The sequence below is a fragment of the Roseobacter sp. EG26 genome (genome assembly GCF_049830555.1).
In the GTDB taxonomy this organism is placed as follows: domain Bacteria; phylum Pseudomonadota; class Alphaproteobacteria; order Rhodobacterales; family Rhodobacteraceae; genus Roseobacter.
In genome coordinates this window covers 293,060-315,519 of record NZ_JBNBLH010000003.1, presented here as the reverse complement: position 1 = coordinate 315,519, position 22,460 = coordinate 293,060, and the positions used below count along the sequence as shown (strand labels likewise).

The 22,460-nt window shown below is 54.5% G+C and carries 21 protein-coding genes; 13 read left to right on the top strand and 8 right to left on the bottom strand.

The genetic code is table 11. The annotated features are described in order from the left end of the window. Positions 1-9 precede the first annotated feature (9 nt). From mnmE to ACOTTU_RS09390, 5 genes are all read left to right on the top strand, one after another. Positions 10-1,296 (top strand): tRNA uridine-5-carboxymethylaminomethyl(34) synthesis GTPase MnmE, encoded by a 1,287-nt coding sequence (gene mnmE / locus ACOTTU_RS09410; protein WP_425657588.1) that lies wholly within the window; start codon positions 10-12, stop codon positions 1,294-1,296. Positions 1,297-1,310: 14 nt separating this feature from the next. Next, positions 1,311-3,173: a tRNA uridine-5-carboxymethylaminomethyl(34) synthesis enzyme MnmG gene (gene mnmG / locus ACOTTU_RS09405; RefSeq protein ID WP_425657586.1), complete on the top strand. Its 1,863-nt coding sequence runs from the start codon at positions 1,311-1,313 to the stop codon at positions 3,171-3,173. Then, complete coding sequence (rsmG, locus tag ACOTTU_RS09400; protein WP_425657584.1) at positions 3,173-3,775, top strand: 16S rRNA (guanine(527)-N(7))-methyltransferase RsmG; 603 nt, start codon at positions 3,173-3,175, stop codon at positions 3,773-3,775. The genes mnmG and rsmG overlap by 1 nt, the downstream gene beginning before the upstream one ends. Continuing rightward, positions 3,768-4,577 (top strand): ParA family protein, encoded by an 810-nt coding sequence (locus ACOTTU_RS09395; RefSeq protein ID WP_298916157.1) that lies wholly within the window; start codon positions 3,768-3,770, stop codon positions 4,575-4,577. The genes rsmG and ACOTTU_RS09395 overlap by 8 nt, the downstream gene beginning before the upstream one ends. Positions 4,578-4,640: 63 nt before the next feature. Further along, positions 4,641-5,489: a ParB/RepB/Spo0J family partition protein gene (locus tag ACOTTU_RS09390; RefSeq protein ID WP_425657582.1), complete on the top strand. Its 849-nt coding sequence runs from the start codon at positions 4,641-4,643 to the stop codon at positions 5,487-5,489. Here ACOTTU_RS09390 and hemW read toward each other — a convergent pair. The 3 genes from hemW to rph are packed head-to-tail and all read right to left on the bottom strand — an operon-like array spanning position 5,486 to position 7,957. After that, entirely contained in the window at positions 5,486-6,643 is a 1,158-nt protein-coding gene (hemW, locus tag ACOTTU_RS09385) for a radical SAM family heme chaperone HemW (protein WP_425657580.1), read from the bottom strand. The two genes, ACOTTU_RS09390 and hemW, sit on opposite strands and share 4 nt — an antisense overlap. Beyond that, positions 6,636-7,247 carry an RdgB/HAM1 family non-canonical purine NTP pyrophosphatase gene (gene rdgB / locus ACOTTU_RS09380; RefSeq protein ID WP_425657578.1) on the bottom strand — a complete coding sequence of 204 codons (612 nt, stop codon included), beginning with the start codon at positions 7,245-7,247 and terminating at the stop codon, positions 6,636-6,638. The genes hemW and rdgB overlap by 8 nt, the downstream gene beginning before the upstream one ends. Next, positions 7,244-7,957 (bottom strand): ribonuclease PH, encoded by a 714-nt coding sequence (gene rph / locus ACOTTU_RS09375; protein ID WP_425657576.1) that lies wholly within the window; start codon positions 7,955-7,957, stop codon positions 7,244-7,246. Before rph ends, rdgB begins: the two co-directional genes overlap by 4 nt. A gap of 111 nt (positions 7,958-8,068) precedes the next feature. On the opposite strand from rph, the gene hrcA reads away from it, so the two are divergent. Continuing rightward, positions 8,069-9,133, top strand: a complete 1,065-nt coding sequence (gene hrcA / locus ACOTTU_RS09370) for a heat-inducible transcriptional repressor HrcA (RefSeq protein WP_298916142.1) — start codon at positions 8,069-8,071, stop codon at positions 9,131-9,133. Positions 9,134-9,142: 9 nt separating this feature from the next. Continuing rightward, positions 9,143-9,706 carry a nucleotide exchange factor GrpE gene (locus tag ACOTTU_RS09365; RefSeq protein WP_425657574.1) on the top strand — a complete coding sequence of 188 codons (564 nt, stop codon included), beginning with the start codon at positions 9,143-9,145 and terminating at the stop codon, positions 9,704-9,706. 34 nt (positions 9,707-9,740) lie between these two features. Here the strand turns inward: ACOTTU_RS09365 and mutS are convergent, their stop codons facing one another. Further along, the gene (mutS, locus tag ACOTTU_RS09360) at positions 9,741-12,377 is read right to left on the bottom strand and encodes a DNA mismatch repair protein MutS (protein ID WP_425657572.1); all 2,637 of its coding nucleotides are present in this window, start codon (positions 12,375-12,377) and stop codon (positions 9,741-9,743) included. A 137-nt stretch (positions 12,378-12,514) separates the two neighbouring features. Between mutS and ACOTTU_RS09355 the strand changes: the two genes are divergently transcribed. Continuing rightward, positions 12,515-14,770 carry an NADP-dependent malic enzyme gene (locus tag ACOTTU_RS09355; RefSeq protein WP_425657570.1) on the top strand — a complete coding sequence of 752 codons (2,256 nt, stop codon included), beginning with the start codon at positions 12,515-12,517 and terminating at the stop codon, positions 14,768-14,770. Between the two features lies 1 nt (position 14,771). Here the strand turns inward: ACOTTU_RS09355 and msrA are convergent, their stop codons facing one another. Continuing rightward, a complete protein-coding gene (msrA, locus tag ACOTTU_RS09350) occupies positions 14,772-15,434 on the bottom strand; it encodes a peptide-methionine (S)-S-oxide reductase MsrA (RefSeq protein WP_425657568.1) in 663 nt (220 codons plus the stop codon). Between the two features lie 191 nt (positions 15,435-15,625). Here msrA and ACOTTU_RS09345 point away from each other — a divergent pair, with 191 nt between their 5' ends. After that, positions 15,626-16,318, top strand: a complete 693-nt coding sequence (locus ACOTTU_RS09345; protein WP_425657566.1) for an HAD family hydrolase — start codon at positions 15,626-15,628, stop codon at positions 16,316-16,318. A 282-nt stretch (positions 16,319-16,600) separates the two neighbouring features. Continuing rightward, on the top strand, positions 16,601-16,780 hold the full coding sequence (locus ACOTTU_RS09340; protein WP_425657564.1) for a YegP family protein: 180 nt from the start codon (positions 16,601-16,603) through the stop codon (positions 16,778-16,780). A gap of 32 nt (positions 16,781-16,812) precedes the next feature. On the opposite strand, the gene ACOTTU_RS09335 is transcribed toward ACOTTU_RS09340, so the two are convergent. Continuing rightward, positions 16,813-18,030: an argininosuccinate synthase gene (locus ACOTTU_RS09335; protein WP_425657562.1), complete on the bottom strand. Its 1,218-nt coding sequence runs from the start codon at positions 18,028-18,030 to the stop codon at positions 16,813-16,815. A 131-nt stretch (positions 18,031-18,161) separates the two neighbouring features. On the opposite strand from ACOTTU_RS09335, the gene ilvA reads away from it, so the two are divergent. Both ilvA and ACOTTU_RS09325 read left to right on the top strand, forming a co-directional pair. Beyond that, positions 18,162-19,397: a threonine ammonia-lyase IlvA gene (gene ilvA, locus ACOTTU_RS09330; RefSeq protein ID WP_425657560.1), complete on the top strand. Its 1,236-nt coding sequence runs from the start codon at positions 18,162-18,164 to the stop codon at positions 19,395-19,397. A gap of 9 nt (positions 19,398-19,406) precedes the next feature. After that, positions 19,407-20,219 carry an SDR family NAD(P)-dependent oxidoreductase gene (locus ACOTTU_RS09325; protein ID WP_425657558.1) on the top strand — a complete coding sequence of 271 codons (813 nt, stop codon included), beginning with the start codon at positions 19,407-19,409 and terminating at the stop codon, positions 20,217-20,219. On the opposite strand, the gene ACOTTU_RS09320 is transcribed toward ACOTTU_RS09325, so the two are convergent. Further along, positions 20,216-20,548, bottom strand: coding sequence for an Hpt domain-containing protein (locus tag ACOTTU_RS09320; protein WP_425657556.1), 333 nt, complete (start codon positions 20,546-20,548; stop codon positions 20,216-20,218). The two genes, ACOTTU_RS09325 and ACOTTU_RS09320, sit on opposite strands and share 4 nt — an antisense overlap. A gap of 148 nt (positions 20,549-20,696) precedes the next feature. Between ACOTTU_RS09320 and ACOTTU_RS09315 the strand changes: the two genes are divergently transcribed. After that, positions 20,697-21,980, top strand: a complete 1,284-nt coding sequence (locus ACOTTU_RS09315; RefSeq protein ID WP_425657555.1) for a PP2C family protein-serine/threonine phosphatase — start codon at positions 20,697-20,699, stop codon at positions 21,978-21,980. Here the strand turns inward: ACOTTU_RS09315 and ACOTTU_RS09310 are convergent. After that, entirely contained in the window at positions 21,968-22,405 is a 438-nt protein-coding gene (locus ACOTTU_RS09310) for an NUDIX hydrolase (RefSeq protein WP_425657553.1), read from the bottom strand. The two genes, ACOTTU_RS09315 and ACOTTU_RS09310, sit on opposite strands and share 13 nt — an antisense overlap. Positions 22,406-22,460: the final 55 nt, after the last annotated feature.

Below are 22,460 nucleotides of genomic sequence, written 5' to 3'. Positions count from 1 at the left end.
GTTAGTGATATGAATACGATCTTTGCTCTGGCGACAGCGCAGGGCCGCGCAGGCGTCTCGGTCATCCGAATCTCGGGGAGCGAGGCTTGGGGGGCGGCCAGTCGGGTTTGTGGTAATCTGCCCGCAGCTCGAACATCCGGAACCCGGGTTTTACGATCTTCAAGCGGTGACGTTTTGGATCATGCATTGGTTTTACCTTTTCAAAAGCCAAACAGCTTTACCGGTGAAGATGTCGTTGAGTTCCATGTTCACGGCAGCATTTCGGTCGTCCAAGGTCTTTTGAGAGAGCTTTCCCTTGATGATGATCTTCGGCTGGCTGAACCCGGTGAATTCACCCGACGCGCGTTGGAAAATGGCAAGTTGGATGTATCTCAGGTTGAAGGCCTTTCCGATCTGATTGATTCAGAAACGGAGGCGCAACGAAAACAAGCCATGCGGGTTTTTTCGGGTGCGCTGGGGGACAAGGTCGAGCATTGGCGGAGAAGCTTGATACGCGCGGCAGCTTTGATGGAAGCAACAATTGACTTTGCAGATGAAGATGTTCCCGTCGATGTTGGACCGGAAGTCTTCGATTTATTAGAACAGGTTGGTCGGGATTTAACCGCAGAAATCGAGGGGTCTTACGTTGCTGAACGTATCAGGTCTGGATTCGAAGTCGCCTTGGTGGGGCTGCCGAACGCAGGCAAATCCACGCTGTTGAATCGGTTGGCAGGCAGAGAAGCTGCGATCACTTCAGAGATCGCCGGAACGACTCGCGACGTCATTGAGGTTCGGATGGACCTGGGTGGATTGCCAGTTACTTTTCTGGATACAGCCGGTCTTAGAGTAAGCGATGACAAGATAGAGGCAATTGGCGTGTCGCGCGCTGTCGACCGGGCGCGGGCGGCCGATTTACGGGTCTTTTTGACAGATGGTGACACGCCTCTTTTGTTGGAGCCGCTTGAGAATGATATCGTTCTGCAATCGAAAGCTGACCTTTTGTCGAGTTCCAATGCTGGCATTTCGGGCAAAACCGGGCAGGGCGTAGATCAGCTGATTTCCTTGATCCAAAGAAAGCTGACGCAGAAATCAGCCGCGGCGGGTCTGGCAACGCACGAACGGCATCGCATGGCCATGACGCGCTCGCTGCAGGGCTTGAAAGACGCCAAACGTCTCGTTGTTCAAGGTCCGGATGTCTATGATATAGCATCCGAAGAACTGCGAGATGCGATTCGATCTCTGGAAACCCTGGTGGGTCGGATAGATGTCGAAAGCCTGCTCGATGAGATTTTTGCGTCTTTTTGCATTGGAAAATAAATGGAGTGTTTCACGTGAAACATTTTGACGTCATCGTTGTTGGAGGAGGCCATGCCGGCACCGAGGCCGCGCATGTGTCGGCCCGGATGGGCGCGCGAACAGCATTGGTGACGATGTCCGAGGATGGGATTGGTGTCATGTCTTGCAATCCGGCCATTGGTGGTTTGGGTAAGGGGCATTTGGTACGCGAAATTGATGCGCTTGACGGCATTATGGGCCGTGCAGCTGACAAAGCTGGAATTCAGTTCAGATTGCTGAACCGCCGAAAAGGACCAGCGGTTCAAGGGCCTCGTGCTCAGGCAGATCGCGAAATTTATCGATCAGAAATACTCAAACAAGTAAAAACTCAGGAAAACCTTGAAATCATCGTAGGCGAAGTTACTGATTTTTTGATGGATAATGATTGCGTAGGCGGTGTGGTGCTTCAGGATGGCGTCGAGATTAAGTCCAGCAATGTCGTTCTAACCACAGGGACATTTCTGCGTGGCGTTATTCATATTGGCGATGTGTCGCATTCCGGTGGTAGGATGGGGGACAAGGCTTCCGTTAAACTGGCTCAAAGAATTGACTCTTTTGACCTGACTTTAGGGCGACTAAAGACCGGTACGCCGCCGCGTTTGGATGCCCGTACAATCAGTTGGGATGCTCTTGAAAGTCAACCTGGTGATGACGACCCGACATTTTTTTCATTTCTCTCAAATGATGTTGCGGCGCGCCAGATTTCCTGTGGCATTACGCATACAAATGAAAGAACCCACGAAATTATTCGGGATAATCTATCGCGATCCGCGATGTATGGTGGTCACATCGATGGTGTTGGGCCGCGGTACTGCCCTTCGATTGAAGACAAGATTGTCAGATTTTCGGATAAGGACTCTCATCAAATTTTTCTTGAACCCGAGGGGCTTACTACAAACACGGTTTACCCAAATGGCATTTCGACCTCACTGCCAGAGCGTATTCAAGAGGAATACGTACATTCAATCAAAGGTCTGGAGACAGCGAAGATTTTACAGCCGGGTTACGCGATCGAATATGACTATGTGGATCCCAGAGCATTGAATTCAGATCTAAGCTTGCCGTCGGTGCCAGGTCTGTACCTTGCCGGCCAGATCAATGGGACGACTGGATACGAAGAGGCTGGTGCTCAAGGCCTAGTCGCTGGATTGAGTGCTGCTCTGAGTGCCCAGGGTAGGGATTCCATTCGGCTTTCGAGATCCGAAAGTTACATTGGGGTGATGATTGATGATTTGACTACACGTGGTGTGAGCGAACCATATCGAATGTTTACATCAAGAGCGGAGTTTCGGTTGTCTTTGCGCGCGGACAACGCTGACCAGCGCCTAACGCCAATTGGGGCTGATTTGGGTTGTGTCGGCGAGGCTCGCAGAAAGAAATTTGAGATCAAGGCGGAAAAGCTCGACGTCGCTCGTGCGATTCTGGAGAAGGAATCATTTACACCATCCCAGGCCAAAGGCGTTGGAATAAAAATAAATCAAGACGGAACGCGCCGAAGCGCTATGCAGCTGCTCGCTTTTCCCGACGTGTCTTTTGCTGAGATCGACCAGTTGAACCAGCACTTCTCGGATATCGAACCTGAGATTAAAAAACAAATGGAGCGTGAGGCCCTGTATGCCAACTACATCGAGCGTCAAAAGCGTGACATCATTCTTTTGAAGAAGGATGAGGGACAAGCCATTCCGGTTGAATTTGATTATGATGCTATCGCTGGCCTGTCCAATGAATTGAAGTCCAAATTGGTCAAGGTGCGCCCCTCGACATTGGCCCAAGTATCACGCATCGATGGAATGACACCGGCAGCCTTGACGTTAATACTTGCAAAACTTCGGCAGAAAAAGAGAAAGCAACTGGCTTGATGAGTTTTGACATTGATGTTTCACGTGAAACATTCACAAGGCTTCAAGCATACCATGATTTGCTAACCAAGTGGAATCCGACGATAAATTTGGTTTCGAAGACAAGCGTTGATGTGCTTTGGGATCGACACATTTGGGATTCGGCCCAGATTTGTCAGATTGCAGGTCATGGCGATGCTTGGGCTGATATTGGCAGCGGCGGTGGCTTGCCTGGTTTGGTTGTGGCAATTCTCGCACTGGAAATGCAACCCAGTCGGGTTGTGATCCTGGTGGAAAGTGATGCAAGAAAGGCCACCTTCCTGCGGACCGTCATTCGCGAACTCGGATTGTCATCGAAGGTTGTTGCGTCGCGTGTTGAGGCAATTGACCCATTGAATGCCGACATTCTTTCAGCGCGCGCCTTGGCCGATTTAAACAACCTTCTGGGATATGCTTACCGCCACCTGAAAGCGGATGGTCACGCCATTTTCCTCAAGGGCGCATCTTGGGAAAAAGAGGTCGAAGAAGCACGTCGGTCGTGGTCTTTTGATGTTGTAGCGCATAAAAGTAAAACCAACGACGACTCCGCCGTGCTTGAGGTTAAGGATATCAAACGTGCCTGACTTTTCCCGCCCAGATGGCCCAAAAATTATAGCGGTGGCAAATCAGAAAGGTGGCGTTGGAAAGACCACGACGACGATTAATTTGGCGGCTGCATTGGCTGAAGCAGGCAAGCGCGTGCTGGTTGTAGATTTGGATCCGCAAGGAAATGCGTCGACGGGGTTGGGTATCGATGTAGAAGATCGAGAATTCACGACTTATGAGCTCCTTTTGGAAGATATCGATCTGAAAACGGTTGTTCTGCCGACAGTGACGCCAGGGTTGATGATTGTTCCGGCGACAGTTGATCTGAGCTCGGCGGATATAGAGCTGATTTCAAATGAGAAGCGCAGCTTCTTGTTGCATGATGCACTACGTCAGACCGCGATGGATGATTTTCAGTTGGATTACATCCTGATAGATTGTCCGCCTTCCCTGAATCTGTTGACGGTTAATGCGATGATCGCGTCGCATTCTGTGCTGGTGCCGCTTCAGAGCGAATTCTTCGCCTTGGAAGGTCTGTCACAACTCATGTTGACCATTCGTGAAGTCAGACAAAGTGGAAATAAAGACCTGCGGATCGAAGGTATTGTGTTGACCATGTATGACCGACGCAACAACTTGTCTTTACAGGTGGAGCAGGACGCGCGCGATAATCTTGGGGAGCTGGTTTTTGAAACCCGTATTCCAAGGAACGTTCGGGTCAGCGAGGCGCCATCATTTGCGATGCCGGTCTTGACCTATGACACCGCCTCAAAAGGGGCCCAGGCATATCGGCTGCTGGCGCGTGAAGTATTGAGCAGAAACAGTGTAAAGGCTGCATAGGGGGCAAAAATGGCAGGTGGGGTTGATCGCAAACGTGGATTAGGCAGGGGCTTATCCGCTTTGATGGCTGATGTTGCGGAGACAGAAAAGACTGCGAGCGCGGGGCTGTCTGCGACAGAGCGCTTGATCCCCATCGAACAAATTACCCCCAATCCCGAACAGCCGCGTAAACGATTTGCTGAAGGCGATCTGGATGATCTGGCGTCATCCATTCGGGAAAAAGGTGTTATTCAGCCGCTGATCGTGCGTGCAATTGCAGGTGACCGGTACGAGATTGTAGCCGGTGAGCGGCGTTGGCGCGCGGCCCAAATGGCAAAGCTGCATGATCTTCCTGTCATCGTTCGATCCTTTTCCGACGTTGAAGTGCTCGAAGTTGCGATTATCGAGAATATTCAACGGGCGGACCTCAATCCCATCGAAGAGGCCGCAGGCTATCGCCAGTTGATGGACCGGTTTGGTCACACGCAGGAAAAAATGGCCGAAGCGTTGGGTAAGAGCAGAAGCCACATCGCAAATCTTTTACGGCTGTTGAATTTGCCGGATACTGTGCTTGAGCTCGTCCGGAAAGGAGAGCTGAGCGCTGGCCATGCGCGAACGCTGGTCACGTCGCAAGATCCTTTGAGGCTCGCTCAGCAGATTATCAAAGGGGGGTTATCGGTACGGGCGGCAGAGGCTTTGCTCAAGAAAGAGCAAGATTCCGACGCCGGTGGTACGTCTGGAAAAAATCCTGCCGGCTCTGGATCCGACCAGAAAGATGCCGACACCAAGGCCCTTGAGGGCGATTTGTCCGCCACATTGGGAATGAAGGTGAACCTCAATCACAAGCCGGGGCAGGAGGCAGGGCAAATGACTGTGCACTATAAGTCTTTGGAAGAGCTTGATGAATTGTGTCGGATACTGAGCGGTTCCTAGCATTCCAGCAATTTGGACACCACGGCATTTAAAACTGTAAACCCTTGTTTTGAAACGATTAATCTCTCATCTTTCTGGTGAATCATACCGAGTTCGACCAATTCTTCGATCTTGCTGGTCGGTAGTGCCGTGCCGGACAGTTTTTCATACCGCTCAGGATCAATACCCTCTTTGAGGCGGAGACCCATCAGCAGAAATTCGACAGATTGATCTGATATAGTCAGCGGCGCGCGCGGTTTCTCGGCAGCATTGGTCGCTACGGAATGCAGCCAACGGGCCGGGTTGGAAAAACACTCGGTTGCCCACCGCTGCCCGTTTCTCGTGATCCGACCATGGGCGCCGGGTCCGATCCCCACATAGTCGCCGTACCGCCAGTAGATCAGGTTATGCCTCGATTGTGCACCGTCACGGGCATGATTGGAAACCTCATAGGCGGGCATGCCATGAGCGTCGCAAATGTCCTGCGTCAGCTCAAAGAGGTCCGCACCAAGGTCGTCATCAGGCAGGTCTTTCAGTTTACCCGCATTATACCGGTCACCGAAGGCGGTGCCTTGTTCAATGGTCAGCTGATAAAGCGACAAGTGGTCAACAGCCATGGAGAGAGCCTGCTTCAGTTCGTCCTCCCAGTGCTTTAGCGATTGACCCTGGCGAGCATAGATCAGGTCAAAACTGACGCGCTCAAAGGTGCTGCGGGCAATATCAAATGCCTTCATGGCTTCATCGGCGCTGTGCAACCTACCAAGGCGGCGCAAATCCGTATCGTTCAACGCCTGAATGCCCATGGAGATGCGATTGATCCCACCTTCCCGAAAATCCCGGAACTTATGCGCTTCGACAGAGCTTGGGTTGGCCTCCAGTGTGATTTCCAGATCGTTCGCACAAGGCCACAAGGTCCGGATTCTTTCGATGATGCGTGCGACCGTATCCGGGGCCATCAGGCTTGGTGTGCCCCCGCCGAAGAAAACCGACCTGAGTACGCGTCCCGGTGTTTCCCTGGCCGCGCGCGCCACTTCCGTCAGGTATGCTTCGCACCAGGCCGATTGATCGATTTCGCGGGACACATGGCTGTTGAAATCGCAGTAGGGGCATTTCGCCTCACAGAACGGCCAATGAAGATACAGACCGAAACCACCATTTTCCCAATCTTCAGCCAAAACACCCTGCGATCAGTTTTGTGAAGGCATCCGCACGATGGCTGATCCGGTTTTTCTCCGCCGGGTCCATTTCCGCAAAAGTGATGTCATACCCGTCGGGTTGAAACATGGGGTCATAGCCGTGGCCGGCCTCCCCGCGAATGGGCCAGACCAGCGAGCCGTTCACCTTGCCTTCGAACACTTCATCATGCCCATCAGGCCAGGCCAAAACGAAAGTGGCGCGGAAACGGGCGCGCCGAGGATGGGCTGCCTGTTTTTCCTCAAGCAGCGAATGCGTCTTGGTCATCGCCATAATGAAATCGCGACCAGCGGGCGTTTCAGCCCAATCCGCAGTGTAAACGCCGGGCTGATCATCCAGCGCTTCGACTTCGATACCGGAATCATCCGCCAGCGCTGGTAATCCAGTAGCCAAAACAGCGGCGCGTGCCTTGATACGGGCGTTACCGACAAATGTTGTTTCTGTTTCCTCGGGTTCCGACAAGCCCATTTCAGCGGCCCCAACAACCTCGACGCCATAGGGTTCAAACAGCTGGCGCATTTCGTCCAGTTTGCCCGCGTTATGGGTCGCGACCAGAATGCGTTTACCGTCGAACTTGCGTGTCATGCAGCGGCAGCTTTTTGGGCTTCGGCCAATTCCGAGACGCCTTTTTCGGCGAGGTCCACCAAGGCGTCCATTTGAGTCCGGGAGAATACCGAACCTTCGGCGCTCATCTGGACTTCGATCAGCTTATGTGAGCCGGTCATGATAAAATTCCCGTCAACACCGGCTTCTGAGTCTTCGGGATAATCAAGATCCAGCACGGGTTGACCAGCATAGATGCCACAACTGATGGCGGCAACGGGATCAACCATGGGGTCGCTTATCACATCGCCCGCTTTCATCAGCTTGTTAACAGCAAGTCGCAGCGCAACCCAACCGCCTGTGATCGAGGCGCAGCGTGTGCCGCCGTCCGCCTGCAAGACATCACAGTCTACAGTGATCTGGCGCTCGCCCAAGGCCACCCGATCAACGCCCGCGCGCAGGGCGCGACCAATAAGTCTTTGAATTTCAACGGTTCTTCCACCTTGCTTGCCAGCGGCCGCTTCGCGGCGCATGCGCGTGTTGGTGGCACGTGGCAGCATGCCGTATTCGGCTGTGACCCAGCCAAGACCCGATCCTTTGATGAAAGGCGGCACGCGGTCCTCGATTGTGGCTGTGCACAACACATGGGTATCACCCATCTTGATCAGGGCGGACCCTTCGGCGTGTTTGGTGAAACCTGTCTCAATCACCACAGAACGCATTTCATCTAAAGCTCGACCTGAAGGGCGCATGACATATCCTTTGCTTGATACCCCCCGATACCGCTCTGAGCCCAAGGGATGCAACCCCGATTGAATTCTCGCCCCCTTATGCTTTTATGCGCAGGCAGGTAGGATACCGATATGAATGATGTGCCGAAAATTCTTGGGGAGATGAATGAGCGTTCGCGCGAAGTCTTCCGCCGCGTGGTGGAGGGGTATCTTGAGGACGGCACGCCTGTTGGATCGCGTACGCTGACGCGGGATTTCAGTGAGAAGGTGAGCGCCGCGACGATCCGCAATGTAATGCAGGATCTTGAATACCTTGGTCTGCTCGACAGCCCCCATGTCAGTGCCGGACGGATACCCACGCAACTGGGGTTGCGCATGTTCGTTGACGGCTTGCTGGAAATTGGCAACCCGGATGAAACAGACCGCGAGAAAATCGACGCGACGCTCGGCTCGAACGAGCAGGATGTCAGTGGCCTGCTGGATCGTGTCGGATCCGCGTTGTCGGGCGTGACGCATGGCGCATCCCTTGTTCTGACGCCGAAGCGCGAAGCGCCCATCAAGCACATTGAGTTCGTCTCTCTGTCTCATGACCGTGCGCTTGTCGTTCTGGTCTTTGCCGATGGCCACGTGGAAAACCGGCTTTTCACACCACCCGCCGGACAGACACCGAGCTCGATGCGCGAGGCGGCCAATTTCCTCAACGCGCTGATCGAAGGTAAGACGCTCGGCGAAGTTCAAAACACGGTTCAAATCGAGATTCGGAACCGCCGTCAGGAAATTGATTCGCTGGCGCAGGATCTGGTCGAAAGCGGGCTTGCTGTTTGGGAAGGTGAGGGCGATCAGATCGAACGGTTGATTGTCAGGGGGCGGTCGAATCTCCTGAGCGAAGATGGCGAGACCGAAGATTTGGAGCGCATCAGACGCCTGTTTGATGACCTTGAACGCAAACGTGATATCGCAGAATTCCTCGAACTTGCTGAAGAAGGCGACGGTGTGCGCATTTTTATTGGTTCTGAGAACAAACTTTTTTCACTTTCGGGTTCCTCTCTGGTGGTTTCCCCATATATGAACGCTGATCGAAAGATCATTGGCGCGGTTGGTGTCATTGGTCCGACGAGACTGAATTATGGACGCATTGTGCCGATTGTGAATTACACGGCACAGCTGGTCGGAAAGCTGATTTCGGACCGGAGCTAGAGGTGAACTATGGCAGAGCCCAAGAACGAAGAGTTTCTGGACGATATCGAAGATGCGGAAGCCGAAGCTTTTGCGGAAGCGATGGAAGAAATTGACGACGAAGCGCTGGAGCTGGACCAGTTGCGCGCTGAACGTGATGAGTTGCGTGATCGCTTCATGCGTGCATTGGCAGATGCGGAAAACGCGCGCAAACGGTCTGACCGTGACCGCCGTGAGGCCGAAAACTATGGCGGCTCCAAACTGTCGCGGGACATGTTGCCGGTTTATGACAACATGAAACGCGCGTTGGAAACCATCACGGATGAACAGAAGGAGACCAACAGCGCGTTGATCGAAGGCATTCAGCTGACGATGCGCGAGCTTCTGAGCGTTTTCAAGAAGCATGGGATTGAGATCATTGCGCCTGAGGTGGGTGACCGGTTCGACCCGCAGCACCATCAGGCGATGTTCGAAGCACCCGTTCCGGGCACGAAAGCGGGCGATATCATTCAGGTCGCAGCCGAAGGCTTCATGCTGCACGATCGTTTGCTGCGTCCGGCACAAGTTGGCGTATCTTCAACGCCTGTTGGCTGAGGGTTTCATCAGCACTGAAACCAAAGGAAGGCCGTCAGGATTTGGCGGCCTCTTTCAATTTATAGAGCATCTCCAGCGCTTCTCGCGGCGTGAGCTCGTCTGGGTGGATATCAGTCAGCGCGTCCTCGACGGCTGAGGATTTTGATTTGGGGGGTGGTGACGTGGCGACTGCGGAAAACAACGGCAAATCGTCAATCAGCGTTTTCTGGGTTGCGCCGCCTTCGCGTTCCCCTTTTTCCAGGGCGTCGAGAACCACGCGGGCACGTGCGATCACGGCTGACGGCAAACCGGCCAGCTGCGCCACCTGAACACCGTAAGACCGATCCGCCGCCCCTTTGTGCACTTCATGCAGGAAGATGACCTCGCCCTCCCACTCCTTCACCGCGACCGTTGCGTTTTCGACCCCATCCAATTTACCGGCCAGTGCGGTCATCTCATGATAATGCGTGGCAAACAGGGCACGGCTACGGTTGGCATCATGCAGGTGTTCCAACGTGGCCCAGGCAATGGACAACCCATCATAAGTGGCCGTGCCGCGGCCGATTTCGTCCAGAATGACCAAAGCCCGTTCATCGGCCTGATTGAGGATTGCTGCTGTTTCGACCATTTCAACCATGAAAGTGGATCGTCCCCGTGCCAGATCATCTGACGCACCAACGCGGCTGAAAACCTGACTGACCAACCCGATATGGGCGGTCTCGGCGGGCACAAAACTGCCCATTTGCGCCAGTATCGCGATAATCGCATTCTGACGCAGAAACGTGGACTTCCCGGCCATGTTGGGACCGGTCAGAAGCCAGACCTTGGCGGCTTTGCCATTGGCGCTCAGATCGCAGTCGTTTGCGATAAAGGGCTCATTTGTTCCGGATTTGAGTGCGTTTTCAACGACCGGATGGCGCCCTTTGGTGATGTCGAAGGCGCGGCTTTCATCGACTTTTGGAGCGCTCCAGTTTTCCAATACTGCAAGCTCTGCCAGAGCGGTGCTCAGGTCTATTTCTGCAAGCCCGCTCGCGGCCTCATTGATATCCGCAGCCCTGTCCAAGACGGATGTGCGGAGCTCTTCGAAGTGACGTTTTTCAATTTCCAGCGCGCGCGCACCGGCGTTGAGGATTTTGGTTTCCATTTCTGAAAGTTCTACCGTGGTGAAGCGCACTTGATTGGCTGTTGTCTGACGGTGGATGAAGGTCTCCGAAAGGGGCGGCGACAGCATCTTATCCGCGTGCGTCGCAGGTGTTTCGATGAAATATCCCAAAACATTGTTGTGCTTGATCTTCAGGGACGAAATCCCCGTATTAGAGACGAAATCTGCCTGCATCTGAGCGATCACGCCACGGCCTTCGTCACGCAGTTTACGAGCTTCGTCCAAGTCCACATCGTGACCGGGGGCGATGAAGCCGCCGTCGCGCGTCAGCAGCGGTGGTTCAGCGACTAAGGCTGCATCCAGAAGGTCGATCAAAGCGCGATTGCCTAGCATACGTTGTCGAGCGTCACCCAGGAGCGATGGCAAATCGCTGCCCGCCAGCGCCTCACTTATGGATTCAGCTTCAGAAAGACCGTTTCGAAGTGCTGCAAGATCGCGTGGCCCCCCCCGATCAAGTGACAACCGCGATAACGCACGATCAAGATCCGGGACCTTGCGCAGATGCTCACGCAGTTTTTGCCGCAATTCCATTTCATGCGCTGCGAAACCCACTGCTTTCAGTCTTGCGTGCACGACGGACAACATCCGCGACGGGCTGGACAGGCGACGTTCCAGCAGTCTGGCACCCCCTGCGGTCACGGTCTTGTCAATAACGGCGAGAAGCGATCCTGCCCGACCACCTGAAAGCGCTTGCGTCAGTTCAAGGTTGCGCCGGGTGGCGGCGTCTATTTGAACGGTTCGGTTTTCCGCCTCTTTCTGCGGTTGGCGCAAAAGCGGCAATTTGCCTTTCTGAGTTATCTCCAGATATTGGATGATGGCACCCATGGCGGCAATTTCGGCACGTGAAAACGCGCCATAGGCTTCCAGCGTTTCGACCTCAAAAAGATCGCAAAGGCGCTTTTCGCCACCGGTGCTGTCAAACGCCGATCGTGCAATTCCGGTCAGTGCGATGCCAAAGTCTTCGACAACGTCACGCAATTCAGCTTCTTTGCTTTCAGAAACAATGAGTTCCGATGGTGCCAGGCGGGCGAGCTCTGGACCCAAACGCACAGCCGTCAAGGGCATCACATGGAAAGCACCAGTGGAGATATCGACCCATGCCAGGGCCTGCGCATCGCGCACTTCCGCAAATGCCGTGAGATAATTGTGCCTGCGCGCTTCCAAAAGGGCTTCTTCGGTCAGTGTGCCCGGTGTCACCAGGCGCACGACATCGCGTTTCACAACGGATTTGGATCCGCGCTTTTTCGCCTCAGCGGGACTTTCCATCTGCTCGCAAACCGCGACACGGAAACCTTTGCGGATCAGCGTCAACAGATAGCCTTCGGCGGCATGCACCGGAACGCCGCACATGGGAATATCGGCACCGTCATGTTTGCCGCGTTTGGTTAGAGCGATGTCGAGCGCCTGCGCCGCAGCGACCGCATCATCAAAGAACATCTCGTAGAAATCGCCCATGCGGTAAAACAGCAAAGCGTCCGAATAGTCGGCTTTCAATTCGAGATATTGCGCCATCATTGGCGTGACGGTCATGTGGTGCCCCCCGGCGGTTTGCGCTGACCTTACAAACGGCGCGCGGGAGGTAAAAGCCTCAAATGCTGTCTGCTTGAGGCGACGCGCGTGCTGGGCTAGAGGTTGTGCGCCCGGATCATCAACAAAGGCCCATTTCCATGTCAAAAACCCGCGTGACACCCGAAGAGGCCCTGGCCTTCCACCTCGAACCGACGCCCGGAAAATTCGAGATCACGGCAACAGTACCGATGACGACACAGCGGGATCTGAGCCTGGCCTATTCGCCCGGTGTGGCAGTGCCTTGTGAAGCAATTTCGGCGAACCCGGAAACGGCCTATGATTATACCAACAAGGGCAATCTGGTGGCTGTCATCTCCAACGGTACGGCGGTTCTTGGGTTGGGCAATCTGGGTGCGCTGGCCTCCAAACCTGTGATGGAAGGCAAGGCGGTGCTGTTCAAGCGTTTTGCCGATGTGAACAGCATCGACGTAGAGCTTGATACCGAAGACACGGACGCCTTCATCAATGCGGTCAAACTGATGGGGCCGACGTTTGGGGGTATCAATCTCGAGGACATCAAGGCGCCGGAATGTTTCATCATTGAGCAGCGTCTCAAGGAAGAGATGGATATCCCGGTTTTCCATGATGATCAGCACGGTACGGCGGTGATTTGTGCTGCGGGGTTGCTGAACGCGCTCTATATCTCCGGCAAGAAAATTGAAGATGTGCGCATTGTTCTGAATGGGGCAGGTGCTGCTGGTATCGCCTGTCTGGAACTACTCAAGGCGATGGGTGCGCGGCATCAAAACTGCATCATGTGCGACACGAAAGGTGTGATTTATCAAGGCCGTACAGAAGGCATGAACCAGTGGAAATCAGCGCATGCGGTCGCCACGGAGTTGCGCACGCTGGATGAGGCAATGAAAGGGGCTGACGTTTTTCTGGGTGTGTCGGTCAAAGGTGCCGTCACGCAGGATATGGTGACAAGCATGGCAGAAAACCCGGTGATTTTCGCCATGGCGAACCCGGACCCGGAAATCACGCCGGAGGACGCGCATGAAGTGCGCGCCGATGCGATCGTTGCCACAGGTCGAAGCGACTATCCAAATCAGGTCAACAATGTGCTTGGTTTTCCATATCTGTTCCGCGGTGCTTTGGACATCAATGCACGTGCGATCAACGATGAAATGAAAATTGCCTGCGCGCATGCCCTTGCCAATCTCGCGCGTGAGGATGTGCCGGATGAAGTGGCCTTGGCTTACGGCAAAAACCTGACGTTCGGGCGGGATTACATCATTCCCACGCCATTTGATCCAAGGCTGATTCACCGTATTCCGCCAGCGGTGGCCTTGGCGGGCATGAACACCGGCGCTGCCCGCCGTCCGATCATTGACATGGAAGCCTATGAGCTATCCCTGAAATCGCGCATGGACCCGACCGCAAGCATTCTACGGGGCATCAACGCGCGTGCGCGTGCCAATCAGGCGCGTATGATTTTTGCCGAAGGTGACGACCCGAGGGTCTTGCGTGCGGCTGTGATGTATCAGCGCGCCGGTCTTGGCAAAGCCCTGGTTGTTGGTCGTCCGGAGGATGTGAAATCCAAACTTAATGCGGCGGGTTTGGCAGATGCAGATCGCGAAATTGAGATCGTGAATGCGGCCAATACGCTCCATTTAGAGACGTATAAGACGTTCCTTTATGAGCGTTTGCATCGTCGCGGATTTGATGCGCAAGACATTCACCGACTGGCCGCGCGCGACCGGCATGTATTCTCCGCCCTGATGTTGCAGCATGGGCATGGCGATGGTCTGGTCACGGGCGCGACACGGAAATCAGCGCATGTACTGGACCGCATCAATCACGTGTTCGACGCGGATAAGGCGAGTGGAGCGGCGGGGATCACCGCACTTTTGCACAAAGGCCGGATCATATTCATTGCCGATACGCTTGTGCACGAATGGCCGGATGAAGAAGACCTTGCCAATATTGCCGAGCGGGCTGCGACTGTAGCGCAGAACATGGGGCTTGAACCCCGTGTGGCTTTTGTCAGTTTTTCGACCTTCGGGTATCCCGTTTCGGAACGCGCGGAAAAAATGTACCTCGCGCCGCAGGTTCTGGATGCGCGCGGTGTCAGCTTTGAATACGAGGGCGAGATGACCGTGGATGTGGCCCTAAACGCCAGGGCACAGGCTGCCTATCCGTTCTCGCGCCTGACCGGGCCAGCGAATATCCTTGTTGTGCCGGCCCGCCATTCTGCAAGTATTTCTGTGAAACTGATGCAGGAAATGGCGGGGGCGACAGTGATTGGTCCTATTCTCGCGGGCGTTAACGGATCCATTCAGATGTGTTCGACCGTCTCGACGGCGAACGATATTCTGAACATGGCTGTTCTGGCCGCTTGCAAGGTCGGGTAGTTCAGCTTCCGGCAAAAGGTGCTGCACTGCCCCAAAGCTCTTTGACACGCGCGTCTCTGCCGCAGGCTTTTCGGTAGGCTTTATAGGCAGATGCCTGCCGTTTCGGACCAAATCGTGTGAGCACTAAGGAATTTCCTTTGTAGTAATCCTGGTGGTAAGCGTCCGCCGGATAGAATTCCGATGCGCCCAGAACCGGGGTCACAATGGGCTGACCAAGATCTGCGGCGGCTTTGGCTTTGGCGGCTTTGGCGATCTTCTGTTGTCGGGGTGTTTCCGCAAAAATCGCCGTTCTGTAGCTGTCTCCCCGGTCGCAGAACTGGCCACCCGCATCTGTCGGGTCAACGGAACGGAAAAACAGATCAAGCAACGTGCGACGATCCACAATCGACGGATCAAATGTAATTTGCACCACCTCGTAGTGACCCGTGCCGCCCGCTGTGACTTGCTTGTAGGTTGGGTTCTTCACCGATCCACCCGCGAAACCCGATACAGCCTCTTTGACGCCCTTGACCTTCTCGAAATCCGCCTCGACACACCAGAAACAGCCACCTGCAACGGTCAGTGTTTCAAGTTCGGCCGCCTGCGCCGTGCGCGCCTGAGCCATAAAACCGAAGGCGATCATCCCGACCAGAGCCACTGATTTCAACGTATTGAGGTTAAACATACCGCATCTCCTTTCAGCGCAGTCTGTCCGGGCCGCGCGGCTAGAACAATTCACGAGCCTGCGATCTCACGTGCTGGTGAAGTTAGTTTACGGCTTGGCATTTCCGATGACCGTTTTTAACGTGAATTGAAACATCAAGGGGCGCGCGCGATGAATGTTGAAACAAAGACCTGCCGCCGAGGGCAATATTGATGCGGATTGCGATGTGGTCTGGCCCGCGCAACCTATCGACGGCGATGATGTATAGTTTCGGCGCGCGCAAAGATTTTTCGGTCATGGATGAGCCATTCTACGCGGCATATCTTGCGAAATCAGGCGCTGACCATCCAATGCGCGACGATGTTCTGAATAGTCAGCCTACCGACCCGACCGACGTCGCCGCGCAATGTGCTGCACGGGTCGCCACGCCCCATCTCTATATGAAACATATGCCTCATCATATGTTGGAAGGCTTTCCGCTGGAGTGGGCGCAAGACTGCGTGAATGTGCATTTGATCCGCCATCCGGCCCGGGTCATCGCCAGCTATGCGGCGAAACGCGAAGCGCCGACGCTGGAGGACATCGGCTTTGTCCAGCAACATGCACTCTATGAGAAACTGGGCGGTATCGTGATCGACAGCACGGATATCCGTGCGCGCCCCGAACATATGCTGCGGGCTTTGTGTGACGCGATTGATCTCCCCTTTGATCCCGCGATGCTCAGCTGGCCCGCCGGGCCGCGTGCTGAGGATGGTATCTGGGCTGCGCATTGGTACGGCGCCGTGCATCAGAGTACCGGATTCGCGGGCGCGGAGGGTGAAACACCGGTGCTGACAAGTTGTCAAAATCCCTTACTTGAGATGGCTCTGCCGATCTACAAGAGCCTTCTCTCCGAAGCGATTTGACCCAAACAGTCCTTGTACTAAGACACTTTATGTAGCGGAGTATGACACCGAAGTAACAAAATGTCGTCAAAAAGACTCGACTTCTATCCGATTCGCTGGAATCATAAAGGGCGTCAGCAGTTGGAGCTGCCGACGCCCAACGCCGCTTAGGGCGCAGTGCTTTATACACACTAGGATTCTCCTAGAAAGCTTTGCTCTCGTCAAGAAAAATGCGGCCTGAAAAGCGAACTTGCGCGAAAGCGCTGGTTCGCGTCGAGCAAATCTATCTAGAAGGAAATTCTGATGTACTTCATTCTTTACAAGGATAGCGCCGGATATTGGCGCTGGACGCTCAAAGCCTCAAACCATGAGCCAATTGCAGTTTCTTCCGAAAGTTATGTGCGGAAAACTGATGCACAGCATGGCATTAATCTGACAAAGGGCGCATACAATGCGCCTGTGTATGAGCGAGAGGCTGCTTGAGAAAAAGTAGGGTTGGTATTTTATCTACCCTACTATTTCAACCGACGATCTCGCGCGGCCAGCAGTTTCAGGCGCAGCGCATTCAATTGGATGAACCCGGCGGCGTCTTTCTGGTCGTAGGCGCCGGCGTCGTCTTCAAATGTCACATGTGCCTCAGAGTAGAGACTGTGGTCTGACCAGCGTCCCACCGTGCGCACGTGACCTTTGTAAAGTTTCAGGCGCACGGTGCCGGTGACATGGGTTTGTGAGGCATCAATGGCAGCTTGCAACATCGTGCGTTCGGGCGAGAACCAAAACCCGTTGTAGATGAGTTCCGCATAACGTGGCATCAGCTCATCCTTGAGGTGCATGGCCCCGCGGTCGAGCGTGATGGATTCGATGGCACGATGCGCTTCCAGCAACAGCGTCCCGCCCGGCGTCTCGTAGATGCCGCGTGATTTCATCCCAACAAAACGGCCCTCAACCAGATCGAGACGGCCGCAGCCGTGCTTGCCACCCAACTCATTCAATCTGGTCAGGATCGTGGCGGGGGACATGGCAACGCCATCGATGCTGACCGCATCGCCTTTTTCGAATCCGACCTCGATGTATTCAGGCGTCTCCGGCGCGTCTTCTGGGTTTACCGTGCGTTGATAGACATAGTCGGGTGCATCCACGGCCGGGTCTTCCAGCACTTTACCCTCGGAGGAGGTGTGCAACAGGTTGGCGTCGACGCTGAAGGGCGCTTCGCCGCGTTTGTCCTTGGCAATAGGAATCTGGTTCTTTTCGGCAAAATCCAGCAGTTTGGTCCGGCTACTGAGATCCCATTCCCGCCAGGGCGCGATCACCTTGATATCAGGGTTCAAGGCATAGGCGGCCAATTCGAAACGGACCTGATCGTTGCCCTTGCCGGTCGCGCCATGCGCTACCGCGTCCGCGCCTGTTTCCTCGGCAATCTCGACCAGACGTTTGGAAATCAGTGGTCGTGCAATGGATGTTCCCAACAGATATAGGCCCTCGTAGACCGCGTTGGCACGAAACATTGGGAACACGAAGTCACGCACGAATTCTTCGCGCACATCTTCAACATAAATCTGCTTGGCACCCATTTGCTCGGCTTTTTTGCGCGCAGGCTCCAGTTCTTCGCCCTGGCCCAAATCCGCTGTGAAGGTCACCACTTCACAGCCATATTCGGTTTGCAGCCATTTCAGGATGATCGATGTATCGAGACCGCCGGAATAGGCGAGCACAACTTTTTTGGGCGCAGACATTGAATTTTCCTTCGTCACTTTGCCCGCAGCCGATAACGGGTTTTGCTGAGCGCAGCAAGGTTGAACCGCGTTGACCCACACGCCCGGCGGGCCTACTGATCAATCTTACAAAACCCCCAAGGAGCGGGCACATGACATCCACCGCCTTTGCCGAGGCAGCACGGGCCGCCGAGCAGGAAATGCGCGCCGTTTTTCCTGCAACGCCCTTGATGCGGAACGATCATTTGTCCGAGCGCTTTGGTGCCGAGGTCTGGCTGAAACGCGAAGACCTAAGCCCCGTGCGGTCCTACAAATTACGTGGCGCATTCAACGCCATGCGCAAGCAAATTCCCGGGCAGGATCTCTTTGTATGTGCAAGTGCCGGTAATCATGCTCAGGGCGTTGCTTTCATGTGTCGGCATTTCGGTGTGCATGGTGTTGTTTTTATGCCTGTTACGACGCCACAGCAGAAAATTCTGAAAACAAAGATGTTTGGCGGTGAGCAGGTCGAAATACGCCTTGTTGGAGACTATTTTGACAAGACGCTCTCTGCCGCGCAGGCGTTTTGTGAGGAAGCGGGCGGTCATTTTCTGTCGCCCTTTGATGATGAAGACGTGATCGAGGGGCAGGCCTCTGTCGCTGTTGAAATTGAAGCGCAACTGCGCCGCACCCCGGATCACATCGTTTTACCAGTTGGCGGCGGCGGCCTGTCGTCAGGTGTGCGCAGTTTTTTTGGCGAAAACTGCCGTTATACATTTGTGGAACCCACCGGCGCACAAAGCCTGGGCAAGGCGCTTGAAGACGGCGCGCCGGTAGATGTCTCGCCGATCAATAGTTTTGTCGATGGTGCAGCGGTTGCGAAAATTGGCGAACGGACTTTTGCGCGGTTAAAGACCGTTGCTACAGATAGCGTGCTGCATCTGTCGGAGGATCGCATTTGTACGACCATCGTTGAGATGTTGAACGTCGAGGGTATCGTTCTGGAGCCCGCAGGTGCCATGGCAATTGAAGCGCTTTCTGATCTGGCCGATCAAATCAAAGGGAAAACTGTGGTTTGTGTCGCCTCTGGCGGAAACTTCGACTTTGAACGTTTGCCCGAGGTCAAAGAGCGCGCGCAACGGTATTCGGGCGTGAAGAAGTACTTCATCCTGCGTATGCCGCAACGACCTGGTGCGCTCAAGGAGTTCCTCAACATCCTTGGCCCTGATGATGACATTGCCCGGTTCGAATATCTGAAGAAATCCGCCCGCAATTTTGGTTCCGTGTTGATTGGTATCGAAACGACCCGCCCGGAGAATTTTCAACGGTTCCTTGGTGAGCTCGATAAGGCCGGTTTCACCTATACCGACATCACCAACGACGAGACTTTGGCGCAATTTGTCATCTGAGGTAGAGGTATGGATTTCTCTGGAAAGGTGGTTGCCATCACCGGAGGCGCAAGTGGCATCGGAGCAGCGCTGGCGGCAGGTTTTCTGGGTAAGGGTGCCAAAGTTGCGGTTCTCGATCTAGGTCCAGAGCGGGTTGAAGAAACCGCAAATCACCTTCGATGCGCGGGATATTGTTGTGATGTCACGCGGGAGCCGCAACTCACCGAAACGATCCGTGAGATATCGAGAAATCTTGGGAGTATTGACATTTTCGTCTCTAACGCAGGGAGTTTTGCGTCACAACCAGATCATGCTGCGTCGGCGACAAATGAGGTTTGGGCACAAAATTGGTCTTTGCATGTGATGGCCCATGTCTATGCGGCGCGGGCTCTGCTGCCGGAAATGATCGCGCGGCGATCTGGGCACTTTGTAAACATCACTTCCGCGGCAGGGTTGCTCAATCAAATCGGTGATGCCGCTTACTCAGCGACAAAACATGCTGCCGTCAGCTTTGCCGAATCTCTCGCAATTACCCATCGGTCAGATGGGATTGGGGTTTCCGTCGTCTGCCCGCAATATGTTGCGACCCCGCTCATTGGTTTGAACGCTTCAGATGCCGTCAATCATGAAAGCCTTCTTACCGCGGAACAGGTTGCTGGCGATATTCTTGATGGCGTTGCAGATGGTAGGTTCCTCATTCTGCCGCATCCACAGGTCGCCGAATACGCACGATCACGAGCAAGGAATCACGAGCAGTGGATCAAGGGGATGGTGCGGCTGAGGTCCAGAATGGAGGGCGAAATGGGCACATCTGACATAAGGGATTTCTACAAGCTGCTCTAACCTGCGAGCTTGGTGCTCATCTCGCTCAGAAAGATCACACGCGAATTTTCGTAGCTGGCCAGGATTTCTGGAATGTCCACAACAGCGCCCGGGTCGTTTGCAACGGCGCTTTCGCCGTTTTGGCAAAGACCGGAGAACTGACGGAATCCCAAGCTGAGCGCGCTACCTTTCAAAAAGTGCAAGCGTTCTTCGAGGTCGTTATGTGTTTCTTGAGCTTTTAACTCAGCAATCGCCGCATCTACTTCTTCCAAAAACAGCTCGACAACTTCGTCGAAGTCTTCTGCGCCCACCTCTTCCCGAAGTGTGGTTACTCTTTCCCAATCGATCATGGCAAACTCCACCAATTTGAAGGGCATTATGGGCCCAGAATCCTAACGGATCGTTTGTCGCGGGCAGATTTGTTGAACGCATTCGAATTTTCACCTGCTCTTAAGCATTCTGAGGGTAGAGCGGAGAGAGGAATGAATTGAGCATTTTATGTCTAAGCAATTGGCAATAGCGGACACGGAAGTGTTGCCCGAAGAACTGGCTGCGCCCAAGCTCGTGCTGGTCGTAGACGACAGCCGATTGCAACGGAAAATCCTGACCAGCACCCTGTCTCGCTGGGGCTACGAGGTCATGGAGGCAGACAGCGGCGAGGCCGCGATGGCGGCATGTGCTGTGCGTCGGCCCGAATTGGTCCTGAGCGACTGGATGATGCCTGGCATGTCCGGGATCGAGTTTTGCAAGGCTTTTCGCGAACTTTCCGGAGAGGATTACAGCTATTTCATCCTGCTCACCTCAAAGAGCGAAAAGAACGATGTCGCTGAAGGGCTGGACGCTGGTGCTGATGACTTCCTGACCAAGCCGGTGGATGGCAATGAATTGCGCGCGAGGATGATGGCGGGCGAGCGCATTCTAGAAATGCAGCGCGAACTTACGCTGCAAAACCGAGTGATTACCGATACACTTGCCGAGCTGCAACGCGTGTACGATTCCCTCGACAATGATCTCGTGGAGGCCAAGCAACTGCAGCAATCGCTAGTGCGAGAGCGGCACAAGCATTTTGAAGGAGGCGATCTTTCGCTTCTTTTGCGCTCAAGCGGCCATGTTGGCGGTGATTTGGTTGGGTTTTATCCCGCCGCCGCCGGGCATTTGGGACTATTTGCAATCGACGTGTCCGGTCATGGCATCAGTTCCGCTCTGATGACGGCAAGATTGGCGGGATATTTGTCAGCCAGCGCGCTGGACCAGAATGTCGCGTTGGAAAAACTGCCAGACGGCACCTATCAGTCCCGGCCGCCAGCAGAAGCCATTGAAACGCTGAACGAGATGGTGCTCGAAGAAATGGAGACAGAGCATTATTTCACCCTGATGCTGGCTGACATCGACATGGAAACCGGCAAAGTGGTGATTGGACAGGCCGGCCATCCGCACCCTGTCATTCAGCGAAAGTGTGGCACGCTTGTGCAGGAAGGGACGGGCGGTTTTCCGGTTGGTTTGATGTCCGGGGTCACATTTAGCCAATTCGAGATGCACTTGAACGCAGGTGATCGGTTGATCATCCTGTCCGATGGCGTCACGGAATGCCCCGGTGCAGATACCGAGATGCTGGAGGAGGAGGGACTGGAGACTATGTTGCGAAATCTGCACGACGCTAGTGGCCTGGCGTTTTTCGAGTCGCTCATCTGGTCGCTAAGTGAATTCGCGGGGGCGTCGGAATTTCCGGATGATGTGTCGGGCCTGCTGTTCGAATATCGTGGCGGCGCTCAGAAAAAGTAACGCGACAGAAACAACCGGTCACCGTCATTGCCCAGTGATTCAGCCGCCCTGTCAGGCGTCATCCAAAGAGACTGATGGTCAGCTTCGATTGGGGGTGCCACCTGATAAATCGGTCTTGCCACAAAGACATGACAGATCTTTTCCGCCCAGATGTCGTATTCAGGCATGAACACAAACCGCTTGAAGACCCCGAGCTTTCGAGGTTTCGCAATGCGCCAACCGGTCTCCTCCATCACCTCCCGGTGCAAGGCACGAATGGAACTTTCACCCTTGTCGATGCCGCCGCCCGGCAACTGTATGTCCGCCCGTTCGCCCAGTTGAACTGTCAGAAGGACGCCACCGTTCAACGGCAAAACCGCATAGGCTCCTGGGCGCGTTACATAGCGTCGATCTGCGCGTGGCGCATGGCCGACACGTATCATCATTCTGGCTTGCCCTCTTTTCATCGTACGCAAGACGTTTATATGGGGCCGGTATGCC